Source organism: Chryseobacterium oncorhynchi (assembly GCF_002899895.1).
In the GTDB taxonomy this organism is placed as follows: Bacteria; Bacteroidota; Bacteroidia; order Flavobacteriales; family Weeksellaceae; genus Chryseobacterium; species Chryseobacterium oncorhynchi.
This window is the reverse complement of the sequence record NZ_PPEI02000006.1, coordinates 218,483-231,730: the sequence shown is the minus strand read 5'-3', so window position 1 is coordinate 231,730 and position 13,248 is coordinate 218,483. Positions and strand designations below refer to the sequence as shown.

The following is a 13,248-nucleotide window of genomic DNA, read 5'->3' as shown; positions in this document are numbered from 1 at the left end:
AAAACACCACAACTGACTAGGCTGTGGTATTTTTTGTTTATAAAAAAAGCCGTTAACACTGTTAGTTAACGGCTATGTATAATTATTTTAATACTATTTCTTTTTTGCAGCTGGCTTTTTAGCAGCTGTAGTCTTCTTGGCAGTGGTTGCTTTTTTTGCAGCTGGTTTTTTCTTTTCCGCAAAGGCATTTTTATCCTGATCAGTGATCCACTTTTTAACTTCATCAAGAGAAATTTCTTTCAATTCTTCTCCATCATATTTGGTATCGTCACTTTTCTTTGGAATTTTAAACATTGCTTTTCCAAACTTGATGAAAGGCCCCCATCTCCCATTTTCAATGGAAATTTTTTCTTTTTCCCATTGCTGGATGTATCTGTTGGCTTCTTTTTCCAGCTTAGCATCAATCAATTCGTTGATGTCACCCTGAGAAAGGTTATCAAAGTTATATTTTTTTGGAACGTTTATGAAAATATCCTTGTATTTGATAAATGGCCCGAATCTACCGGTACCTTTGGTTACAGGATCTCCTTTATAAGTTGCAATTGGCGCATCTGCCTTTTTCTTCTCATTAATGATTTCTTCTGCACGGTTTTGATTGATTGAAAGCGGATCTTCACCTTTTGGAATACTAATGAAAGTTTCACCCCATTTTACATAAGGTCCGAATCTTCCAACCCCAACAGAAACAGCATTTCCTTCATATTCATTCAAATCGAAAGGCAGCTTAAACAGTTCTATTGCTTCTTCAAAAGTGATGGTAGCAATATTCTGGCCTGACATCAATGAAGCAAAGATTGGCTTTTCCTCATCATCTGTTTCTCCAATCTGGATCATAGCACCAAATCTTCCGATTCTGGCGTGAACATTCTTACCGGTCTTTGGATCAACTCCTAAAAGTCTGTCTCCTGTTGCACGGTCTGCATTTTCTTCTACATCTTCAATTCTTGGGTGGAATTTTGAATAGAAATCTGTCATCATTTCTTTCCACTTCTGATCTCCGTTTGCAATTTCATCAAATCCCTCTTCTACTCTTGCCGTGAAACCGTAATCCAGGATTTCCTTAAAGTTATCGGTAAGGAAGTCATTTACAACTTCTCCTATATCTGTAGGAATAAATTTATTTTTATCGCCTCCGAACTTTTCATCAAGAACTACTTTTTTGATATTGTCCTTTACTAAAGACATTTTGATCACCTGACGAGTTTGTGGTTCAATTTCACGCTTGTCCACATATTCCCTGTTCTGAATGGTCTGAATTGTTGGTGCATAGGTAGATGGTCTACCAATCCCTAGCTCTTCTAATTTTCTAACCAATCCGGCTTCAGTATATCTTGCACTTGGTCTTGTGAATTTTTCAGTAGCAGTGATGGTTTTATAACTTAATATTTCTCCAACTTTTACTTTTGGTAATAGTTTCTCGTTGTTTTCTTCATCTTCATCTTCGGTTTTTACAATACCGTAAGCCTTTAGGAAACCATCAAAGATGATAACTTCTCCTTGTGCTTCGAAGTGATGTGGTAATGATGTATTTCCGATCTCAATTACTGTTTTTTCAATCTTCGCATTAGACATTTGGGATGCCAATGTTCTTCTGTAGATCAATTGGTACAGTTTATTCAACTGAGCATCTCCTATGCTTTTCACACCGAAGTCTGTAGGACGAATTGCTTCGTGGGCTTCTTGCGCTGATGCAGATTTTGTAGTATAGTTTCTTGGAGAAGAATATTCTGCTCCATATTCTGAAGTGATCTGTTTTTTTGCGCCTTCAATTGCTTCTTGAGAAAGGTTTACGGAGTCTGTTCTCATATACGTGATGAATCCTTCTTCGTATAATCTCTGTGCCAAACGCATGGTATTGGTCACATTATATCCTAATCTTGATGAAGCTTCCTGCTGTAGTGTAGAAGTAGTAAAGGGAGCAGATGCAGAACGAGTTCCTGGTTTTGTTTCAACATTCAGAACTTTAAATTCTGTAGTTTTTGCCTGTTCAAGGAATTTTTCTGCTTGTTCCTCTTTCTCAAAGTCTTTTTTAAGTTTAGCAGCAATTTCCTGTTCATTATTGTTTAAGAAGATTCCGTCAAGCTTAAAGCTGGCCTTTGGAGTAAACTCACGGATTTCTTTTTCTCTTTCAACAATTAATCTTACGGCTACGGATTGTACTCTTCCTGCAGAAAGTCCTGGTTTTACTTTTTTCCATAAAACTGGAGACATTTCAAAACCTACAATTCTGTCCAGTAGTCTTCTTGCCTGCTGGGCATTCACCAAATTCTGGTCGATATCCCTAGGATTTTCAATAGCTTTTAGAATGGCATTTTTAGTAATCTCGTGGAAAACAATTCTCTTTCTGTTTTCAGGCTTCAATTTCAATTCATCTGCTAAGTGCCATGCAATAGCTTCTCCCTCGCGGTCTTCATCGGAAGCCAGCCATACCATTTCTGCTTTCTTTACTGCAGCCTTTAATTCTGTCACCAATTTCTTCTTGTCAGCTGAAACTTCGTAATCAGGACTAAAGGTGGCAAGGTCTATTCCCATACCTTTTTTAGGCAGATCTCGGATATGACCGAAACTGGATTTTACTTCGAAATCCTTACCTAGATATTTCTGAATAGTTTTTGCTTTTGCCGGGGACTCTACGATTACTAAATTTTTCGACATTCTAAAAAATTTTTTTGCAAAAGTAAAGCTTTTTTATTATATCCTTTTTTGAAATCACATTTTATTTAATAATTCCAGAGGGGCAACAAACAGTCTGTAGATGATTCCTTCAAATGTAAAGCCCTTACCGGACATCTCTACTCTGTAAATTAATGAGAGGATTATGAAGGCCATGGTAATGTAAAATTTTCTATCAATAACTATTGGTTCATAGACATATACAGAGTCTCCTTTTTTGAGTAACAGAGCAAAAAGAACAATCAATAACATCATGTGAATATACATCCATCTTCCCCAATCTATTGCCAGATAAAATAAGGGTAAAGAAAATATAAAAGCTCCGGATAATAAAATAAATAAAATCTTTCGGTTAGTTAGATATTTTAAATAATAGGCGATGTGTAAAATACTTATTCCTAAACTTATAAAGTAAAGCAGATATTCATTAAGGTGTTCCTTAATATATTGTCTTTCATCAATATTCCAGTAGAAGATTCCGTAGGTAGGACGTACTCCTCTCTTACTTAAAATTTCCAGTGACATTCCCTCATTTACATTTTTCCCTAATAAAATAATGGCAGCGGCAGGGATAAATACGGAAAGAATAAACTTAATGTATCTTTTCACCTCAAACTTTCCGCTCTTTACATATAGTGCAATGGCAAAATATGGAGTATAGAATAGTGTTACTTCATGAAGCAATGTACTTATGAACAGTAGAATACAGAAAATGTATTCTTTATATTTTGTGAGCTTGTCATTATCTAAAAGATATACGAAGTAAGTAAACAAAAGAAAAACAATGAATTCTTTCTTTCCTACGTAGGTTACTGTATTAAGAAGCCCAACAAAGCCTATGGATGATAGCAGCAAGGACAGATAAAGAAGATCTGTGACTTTATATCTGATGAGTTTTGTATAAAGCCAAAAGAACAGTGAAATAATAATAAACTGAAAAAAGTAGACAATATAATTAAGACTAAATCCCGTTATGTCCTGAAGAATAAAAAAAAAGCTTCCTGATAATCCTCTTCTTTTGAAGCCTCCATCTTCATAGTTGATAAGCCAGTCCGCCAAAATATACCCATCATCTTTAAGGTTAAAAGCCAATGTAAATGCAAGGGTATAAACAGCCGTTATTGCAATAATACAATAGATAAAAACCTTAATATTAAAATATTGCACAATTTTTTTAAGCTCCATAGTGTATTTTTAAAATCTGCAAAAAACGAAATAACAAAATAATCTTATGTTGTCACAATTTCTCCATGTATCAGAATGACAAGTTTAGAGATGTTAATAAAATCAATCTGTTATAAATATTTGAAGTAAATTTTATTTTCTAAGTATAAAAAAGTTCAAGACCCTGCTTTCGTTAGGGTAATATAAAATTATAATAGGTATCAATAGAATAATTTGCCTTTTTAGCATTAAAAACTGAAAAAACACAAAAGTTAAAAAATATAATAAAAATAAGCCCTGAAAAAATAAATCGTCTTTCCATTTTAGAAACTACAGAAAGCGCATTTCCCATAAGTAACATTACAAATCCCATAAAAACTCCCACCAATCTTGAGCTTAGGATGGGGTTTTCCCTTAGAATGAAAAAGGCACATATCCCTATTATGGTAACGTTTCTGTAATACTCATAATAAGGGCTTTTCTCTTCTAATTCATCATTAAAATATAAAATAAAACATGTATAAAGGGCCATTAAGACCTCTGGAATACCAAAACCTCCATTAATCCTGGCATATTGTTCATCCATATATCCATTAACTCCATCTGAAATTGAAGTACCTCCTGCTATAAAATTCAAAAACACACCAAGCTGTTCATATATTCTAAAGGGAGACAATATCATTGAACCTAAAACTAAAAAGAATATTAAGAACTTGTTCATGGGAATTCTAACCAACCAGTATAAGGGTAAGGTCGCCCATGCCGAAGTGTGAAATCCTGCGGCAAGAAACACGCAGATAAAGTACTTCCATAGCTTCCTTTCTTTAATAAAAATAAAAGAATAAAACATAATTCCTCCGGCCACCGATTGCCTCATCTGTCCTCCTGTGGATATTAACATTCCAGGAATAAAACCTAATAAAAGTAAAAGTGTAGGGTAATCCGAATTTTTAATTAAAAATTTATATACTAATGTTAGCGAGATAATGGCTACCAATAGGGTAACTACATAAAAAGGAAGCCCAAGATCAAGGACTATCTTATTCATTAATATATATAGCCATTCTATTCCTAGTTTGGGAGAATTACTAAATGGAATATTACTTAAAAAGATGGTTGAATAATCATAAATATAGGAATAACTAAAAATCCCTTTATAAGATCCGTAATCTGGTCCAACATCCTTTCGAAATCCAATCAAAATAATCTGAATAAAACAAATTGTATATAATATTCTAGGATCTATGTATTCACCAGAATATTCTTTGAAAGCAAGAAATAATAAAATAATGAAAATAACTAAAAAATATAGTGGTAATATGTCCATAATTAATTTATCAAAAAATCATATATTAATAAAATCTCATAGGCTAAGCTAAGCTTATTCTTTAAAATTATTTTACGAATATCCAAACCAAAGCATTAATCTCCTTAGCGGCGCTGCTACTTCAATCCCAACAAAGCAGGAAGGAGCTCTATAGAGAAAATTGGCCAGAAAAATTAACAATATAAAAATCATATTTTTTTTAGCAAAAATAGTTTTATAATCAAAAACTGATGTTTTTGAATCAGTAATTGGCAAAAGAGAAATAATCAATAAGCTCCAGAAGATAAACAAATTGTAAAACCATCTTCCAATATCAATAGCAATCAAAAACAAGGGTATTGTACAAAGTAAGCAAACCAAAAAGGAAAATACCAATCTTTTTACATCTTCTCTCTTAAATTCTCTTATATATAAATAAAAAATTACATATATAAACTGAAATATGAAAGTGATACTGTAAAGTGAGTAGTCATAAAGATGTTTATAATAGTAATCTAATTTGATCAACTCATTTTCTTTCCACGTAAAGATATTATCACTTTGAAAATTGATTCCGCAAGCTTTAATTACATCCATAGTATATTCTGATCCCACATTTTTCATACCCCAAAAAAAGATAATCAAAGCAGGAATACAGAACGACAATGAAATTAAGATAACCTTAGAAAGCTCAATTTTCTTTGTATGAAAATAATATAAAATAACGAAGCACGGAAAAAAGAAAACAAAACTTTCATGTATAAAAACCGAAACAAAAAATAGTATATAAAATGAGTACCATTGCCACTTTTTAATATTACCCTTTGTAAGGACATAGGTAAAAAAAGATAGCATAAACCATAAAATACCATCTTTTCTGGCCCCCATTCCGGAGTCAGAGACAAATCCCCACAAACAAAACGGCGTAAATAAAAATACAAAATCTAAAATATTATATTTTTTCAATTTTATTAATCGCACCAGGTAATAAAAAAAAAGAAAATGGAATAGAAATTGGAAAAAAAACACAGTGTACTGTACTTTAATCTGAAACTTCTCGTACATAAAAAATACGATTGTTCCCAGCAATCCTCTTCTTTTAAACCCTCCATCCTGATAATTAATAAGCCAGTCCCCAAAAGGATAACCATTAGCAATGGTGTACGCGAAATAAATCTTAAAAATCAAAAAAAGTGTAATAAAAAATAAAAAAAATCGCAAAAAATAGTTTGTTATAGAACTCATTTGTGTTTTAATACTGTTAATTTGGAACAACGCAAAGGTAATTAATTTCGTAAAAGAAATTGTTAATATACGTTAAAGTTTTTACTGAGTATCCGAAATTATTCATAAGCCTTTACTATTGGTAATAGCAAGGCTATCAAAGAGTTTTCTCCAAATGGATCTTACAATCCAAATTGGTCGTGTTCAGATAAAATCAGAACAATTAATTCCATAAAAAAACCATCTCAAAAACTGAGACAGTTTCAAATTTCACATTAACTCATTATTCTTCTTTGATAATCTTCACTATGGTTTCAGAATTATTAATTCTTACTAAATAGGCTCCGGATATTAATAAAGAAAGTTAACCACCGGTGAATTGGCATTGGAATTATCAAATGTGCCATTCCCCTGAAAAGACAAAACGATATCATCCAGTTTTCTTACCAAGTGTTTTGAAGTTATCCTATCTTTCACTCCTGAAACAGTTCTATTCCGATTATATAAAATGCTTCCGTTTTTTAGGTATGAAAAAGATTCTGTACTGGTTTTCATCCAGATCATAGGTATTTGGAGGTAAAGCTGTGCTCGCCCATGTATGAGACGATGTAATACAAAGCATTTCAACAAAATAGCATATAACTTAATCCGAAAGAGTATTATAGGTGTTCCAAATCCTATTTACAATGAAAAAGATCCTAAAAAAAGTCATTTAACTTAAATAAATCTGTTGCCAGAAGTAATTTCTAAAAAAATTTCAATAAAAATTTTAGCGGTAATCCCATATCAATACCGAGTTCATATGATGGAACCCGATAAATAAAGTCAGCGATGAGAACAAGAGAAAGGAAAATTATATTTTTATAGTTTACTAATGACCTGTCCATTATTTTTATCTCTCCTTTTCTATCAGGAAGTTGGAAAATAAGTATAATAAAAAAAAGAATAAAGTGGTTATACAGCCATCTTCCAATATCAATAGCAATTAAAAATAGAGGAATAGTAGATATAATGAATATAAAAAAAGCGATTAATAAGAGTTTCTTATTTGAAAATTCATTTTTCTTAATGAGAAAAATATAATATAGAATAAAAAACACTTGCAAAGTAAAACTAACTAAATAAAGGCTAACTGTATTTATATTTTCTAAATAATATTTTGTCTTAATCAGCTCATTTTCTTTCCATTGAAAAATGTTTGAATCTTGTAAATTTATGCCACACTCATTAATAAGTCGAAGCGTATATCCATAATCCGGGTTCATATTTCCCAGAAAAAAAATAAATATTCCCGGAATATAAAAAGCCAGTAAAATTTTAAGAGTCTTTTGAATATCTAATTTCCTATTGTGAAGGAACAGTATAAATAAAAAATAAGGGGCATAAAAAATAAAACTTTCATGAATGAAAATTGATAACGAGAAAGAAATCAATAGAATATTCTCTCGAAATCCGGAAAATTTATTTTTTATTAATAAGTAAGCAAATATTGCGAAAAGCAACCATAAAATTCCATCTTTTCTAGAGCCAATAGCCGCATCAGAAAAAAATCCCCACAGACAAAATGGAGTAAGAAATAAGAAAACATCTATAATATTGGTTTGCTTCAGCTTAAATAGTAATGATAAAAAATAAAAAAACAGGATATAAACTATTGCCTGAGCTACAAAAACAGAATATTGTAATTTTATTGAAAATGAATTATAAAAGAAAACAAAAACAGTACCTAGCAGCCCTCTCCTTTTAAATCCTCCATCTTGATAATTAATAAGCCAGTCTCCGAAAGCAAACCCATTACATGCGTAATAAGCAAATCCAATTTTAAATAAACAAAGAATAGTAACACCTATGAGGTACCATCCTAATTTAAATCCTTCCAACCTTTTTTTCATCGAACCTAATTTATTATAAATCATCAAACTCAATAATCATATTCAATTAATAACCAATATAATATATAAATTCCAAACTATAATCATAAAAAAAGGATGTAATAATTTCATCTATTTGGTATGATATTTTTAAACTGATAGGAAGCCGCAACAATTCCAGTAAGAATTAATGGTAAGAAAAGTCTTACTTCCCAAAAAAGCCCTACCATAGCAATCATAACAAGATAGGGAAAGGAAAAAAACAGATATTTTTTAATCAGCATTTTACCCTCATCATTACATAAGACATAGCTGAAATACAGACTTATTATTCCAAACAAAAGACCACTTATATTGAAAGGGCTGCTAAAGTTAGCCAGAAAATAAATACCCTCTACAAAAGACAGATCCTGATGTATCATCATCCGAAGCCCAGCATAGGGAACAATAAAGGCAAGCACTAAAAACAGTGTTTCCTTAATAAAAGTGAAATCTTTCTTTTTCAGTTTCTCAAAATCTATAAAAACGGCAGCAAAAAATGAAATATTCAGGCAAGATGTTTCTCTTACCAATGTAGAAATCATAATAACAGTACACAGCAGTATAAAATCTACAGGTTTTCTGTTTTGCAAATATTTCAAAGTTAATAAAACGCCTAAAAGATAGCAGAAAATAGCAATAGAATCACAGTTTGTGGGAACGTACTGTACAATTACAATGAAGAAAACAGCCAGTAGATGAATTAGTCGTCGGATGTTCAGGTTTAAAAGAATTCCTGCGGGTTTAAGCTTAAAAATTAAATGTAAAATGATTGAAGACAGCACAAAAAAGAAACTATTGATCAAAAAAATGCTGTGATAAAACATTGTTCCCTGCTTCAAAAGAAAACCTTTCAGAAATAAAAAATGGTGATCCACAACAAAAGTCACAGCATCTGTAACATGTACACTAAGATAATTGGGAATCACTCTGTAAGCATATACCGACGAGAACATAAAGTCGGGAGCCTTTTCCATGGTTTTCAATCTTACATAAGAAGATTCAAAGCCGTAGTAAGACATTGCAAACAGCAGAAATGGGAGTACTATTATAAATAGGAATCCGTTTATTTTTTCATCATTCTTTTTCAACATATCTAAAACAGATTCTTATTTTTTAATAATAATTGTGGTTTAAAATACATTTCATTAAAAGGGAACCTATGCAAAAGTAAAATATTTTTTTATTCTTACTAGAATATTTTATTGATTTTCAGGCAAAACTTATCGCATAACTATTTTGAAGTAATTCTTAAAAATTTAAATTTGCAGACTTGACTTACATGTAATGCATCGTTTTTTTATATTTTTATATTATCTGATCTCCAAAAACAAAATCCTCTCTGTTTTTACAGCCTTAGGAATTGCCACTTTGTGCCTTTTCTTTGCTTCAAAGATTACCTTTGAGGAAGACATCAATCAGATTATTCCCAAAAACGAAAAATCAGATCTTACAGCAAAAGTGCTTAAACAGCTTAACTTTTCAGATAAGATCATCGTCATTATAGAAAACAAATCTAATGAAGACAGCTTCCAGCTTTCTGAAACAGCAGATACTTTTTTACAAAAAATTGAACCTTTACAAAAATATATAGGTTCAGTACAAGGAAAAGTGAATGATCATGAGATTTCCGAGACATTCGATTTCGTTAATCAAAATCTACCTCTATTTCTTAATGAAAACGATTATAAGCAGATTGAAGGGAAGCTTCAAAAAGACAGCATTGCCCAACAGGTAGAGAACAACTATATTTCACTGGTATCCCCTACAAGTCTTGTTACAAAAGAGTTCATCAAAAAAGATCCTCTGGGACTGACTTTCTTGGGTATCAAAAAACTAAATGCCTTAAATATCAGCAAGGATTTCAAATTGGAAGACAGCTATATTGTGACTAAAGACGGAAAAAATCTTTTACTTTTCATTGATCCTAAAAATAAGAGCAATGATACAAAAGCCAATGAAGCTTTTGTTGACCAACTCAATATCATAAAAGACGGAATTAATAAACAATTCAAGGGTAAAACAGAGATTAGTTATTTCGGTTCTCCGGTTATTGCTGTTGCCAATGCAAAACAAATTAAAAAGGACATTCAAAACACGGTGGTAATCTCCATGACGGTATTGCTGATCCTGCTCATCTACTACTTCAGAAATTTCTTTACTCCAATCATTGTTTTTCTTCCCACGGTATTTTCTGTTTTATTGGCTTTATTGGTGTTGTATTTTATTAAGGATAAAATTTCAGCTATCTCATTAAGTGTAGGGGCCATCCTTATCGGAATTACTATCGATTATGCACTGCATATTCTCACCCATTATAAACACAACAATAATATTGAAGAGCTTTACAAGGAAATTACACAACCTATTATATTAAGTAGCGCAACTACTGCTGTTTCTTTTTTGTGTTTGGTTTTCGTAAGATCTGAAGCATTGAAAGATCTGGGGCTTTTTGCAGCCATTACGGTTATTTTATCTTCCATTACAGCATTGATTATTGTTCCACAACTTTATAAGCCGAAACAGCAGACAGGAGAAAAACTCAACACCAATTTTATCGACAAAATAGGGTCTTATCCTTATGAGAAAAACAAGCCTTTGATTATCGGATGTTCCGTTATCATTATCGCATGTCTGTTTGGATTCAGGCATGTAGGTTTTAATGAAGACATTGGTGACCTAAACTACATTCCAAAGGAAATGAAGATCAGTGAAGCCAAGCTGCAGAAACTTTCAGACATTACCTCAAAATCAATTTATACAATTTCTTACGGAAATTCTGAAGAAGAAGCTCTTGCCAGGAATTCTCAATTAAGTACTTTCCTTGAAAAAGAGAAAAAAGATGGTAAAATTCTTAGCTACAATTCTATTGGAAGCATTGTATTATCAGAAAAAGACCAGCAAAAGAAAATTGATGAATGGAAAAATTTCTGGAATGATCATAAAAAGAGTCAAACTGTTTCAGAATTGGTCAGTAACGGAAATAAATTTGGTTTCAACAGCTCTGCTTTTGATAATTTCAATGAAATTTTAAATAAAAACTATTCAACATTAAGTCTTAGGGACTATGAAAAAGTGAAAGCACTCCAGATTTCAGAGTTTATGAGCAATGAAAATGGTTTTTACACGGTTTCCAATGTGGTAAAAGTTGACGAAAGCAAAAGAGATGCTTTTATTAAAGATATTGAAAAGAAACATGATGCTCTTGCCATAGACCGCCAGCAGATGAATGAAAACTTTCTAGGCTTACTGAAAAGAGACTTTAATACGCTGATCAATTATTCTCTTTTGGCGATTGTTTTAACGATCATTGTGTTCTTCAGGAACTTTGAATTAACCATCCTTACCATGTTTCCTATTGTTTTAACAGGGGTGGTAACGGCTGGAATCCTTTATTTCTTAGGTCTGGAACTTAATATCTTTAGTACGGTAGTTTGTACACTGGTTTTTGGTGTGGGAGACGACTTCAGTATTTTCCTTACACAGGCTATGCAAAAGGAACATACCACAGGGAAAAATGAGCTTCCAACGTATAGAACTTCTATTATTTTAGCAGTATTTACCACCATTCTTTCCATTGGTTCTCTGATTTTTGCGAAACATCCTGCATTACATTCATTGGCTTTAGTGGCCTTGATCGGTATGTTTTCTGTAATTATTATTACGTCTACCCTTTATCCGTTTTGGTTTAGGTTACTTATTACCAACAGAGCAAAAAAGGGGCTTTCCCCTATTACGTTCAGATTATTATTACGAGCAGTATTTTCGTTTTTATATTATGGACTTGGAGGATTGATATTTTCTGCAATAGGAAGTATATTTATTAAAAATTCTAAGGGTAAAACACTGGATATTATTAAATTAATTCTGGCTAAATTTTTAACATCTGTTCTTTATTCAAGTCCTCTTGTGAAGAAAAAAGTGACTAGAAACCCTGCTGAAGATTTCAGCAAACCGGCTGTAATTATTGCCAACCATACGTCTTTCCTGGATACACTGGCTATTGCCATGGCCACTCACAAAATCATTTATCTGGTTAATGACTGGGTGTATCAGTCTCCTGTTTTTGGAAGATTGGTAAGGGCATTGGGCTTTTATCCGGTTTCACAAGGTATTGAAAACGGAATGGACAAGTTGCAAGAAAAAATTGCACAAGGGTACTCTCTGGTAGTTTTTCCTGAGGCAGAACGTTCTTATAACAATGATGTCAAAAGATTCCATAAAGGAGCATTCTATCTTGCAGAGCAATTTAAATTAGATATTCTTCCGCTCTATATCCACGGAAATTCTGAGGTATTACCCAAAGGTGATTTCATTATCTACGATGGAAGCATTACGGTAAAAGTGGGTGAAAGGATCAGTAAGGATGATCTAACCTTTGGCAAAGATTATTCTGAACGAACCAAAAAGATCAATGCTTATTACAGAGAAGAGTTTGCCAAGCTGAGAGAAGAAATTGAGGATGAGAACTATTTTAAAAAGAAATTACTCTTAAGTTACTTATATAAGGACAGTGAAGTGGTAGCAGAGGTAAAGAAAGACTTCAAAACCAATAAATCTGTTTATTTTGAACTGAACAAGCATATTTCTAAAGACGCCAACGTTCTGCATATTGCTGATGATTTTGGCCAAAAAGATGTACTGCTTACGCTCTATCAGGCTGGCCGAAGAGTTTTCTCATTCATTAAGGACAAAGAAAAGCGAGTAATCGCAGCACATAGTTATTTAGTTAAAAGAAGAAAGATAAATTATATACAGGACCTTTCAGAAATGAATAAAAACATTGATGTTCTTCTGGTTTCAGATGACAGCTTCACGATGAATGATGTTCAAACTCTTCCGGAAACCATCATATTTATTAATACAGAAAATCTTTTATTTGAAAGTAGTAATTATGCATTAAAATTTAGTTCTGAATCATTAAAAGTATTTAAAACTAAATAATAAATATGAAAAACATATTTTTGTAAG

The 13,248-nt window shown here is 32.1% G+C and carries 8 protein-coding genes; 1 reads left to right on the top strand and 7 read right to left on the bottom strand.

What is annotated here, in order from left to right; all coding sequences use genetic code 11:
- Positions 1-93: 93 nt before the first annotated feature.
- The 7 genes from topA to C1638_RS18880 form a co-directional block, all read right to left on the bottom strand.
- Positions 94-2,655, bottom strand: coding sequence for a type I DNA topoisomerase (gene topA, locus C1638_RS18910; protein ID WP_109623509.1), 2,562 nt, complete (start codon positions 2,653-2,655; stop codon positions 94-96).
- Positions 2,656-2,709: 54 nt separating this feature from the next.
- Positions 2,710-3,858, bottom strand: coding sequence for a hypothetical protein (locus C1638_RS18905; protein ID WP_109623508.1), 1,149 nt, complete (start codon positions 3,856-3,858; stop codon positions 2,710-2,712).
- A gap of 172 nt (positions 3,859-4,030) precedes the next feature.
- Positions 4,031-5,164: an EpsG family protein gene (locus C1638_RS18900; RefSeq protein WP_109623507.1), complete on the bottom strand. Its 1,134-nt coding sequence runs from the start codon at positions 5,162-5,164 to the stop codon at positions 4,031-4,033.
- 72 nt (positions 5,165-5,236) lie between these two features.
- Complete coding sequence (locus C1638_RS18895) at positions 5,237-6,109, bottom strand: hypothetical protein (protein ID WP_123838401.1); 873 nt, start codon at positions 6,107-6,109, stop codon at positions 5,237-5,239.
- A gap of 609 nt (positions 6,110-6,718) precedes the next feature.
- Complete coding sequence (locus tag C1638_RS18890; RefSeq protein WP_123838400.1) at positions 6,719-6,922, bottom strand: hypothetical protein; 204 nt, start codon at positions 6,920-6,922, stop codon at positions 6,719-6,721.
- A 191-nt stretch (positions 6,923-7,113) separates the two neighbouring features.
- On the bottom strand, positions 7,114-8,259 hold the full coding sequence (locus tag C1638_RS18885) for a hypothetical protein (protein WP_109623504.1): 1,146 nt from the start codon (positions 8,257-8,259) through the stop codon (positions 7,114-7,116).
- A 107-nt stretch (positions 8,260-8,366) separates the two neighbouring features.
- Positions 8,367-9,371, bottom strand: coding sequence for a hypothetical protein (locus tag C1638_RS18880; protein ID WP_109623503.1), 1,005 nt, complete (start codon positions 9,369-9,371; stop codon positions 8,367-8,369).
- A 193-nt stretch (positions 9,372-9,564) separates the two neighbouring features.
- Here C1638_RS18880 and C1638_RS18875 point away from each other — a divergent pair, with 193 nt between their 5' ends.
- Positions 9,565-13,221, top strand: coding sequence for an MMPL family transporter (locus tag C1638_RS18875; protein WP_109623502.1), 3,657 nt, complete (start codon positions 9,565-9,567; stop codon positions 13,219-13,221).
- The last annotated feature ends 27 nt before the right edge of the window (positions 13,222-13,248 follow it).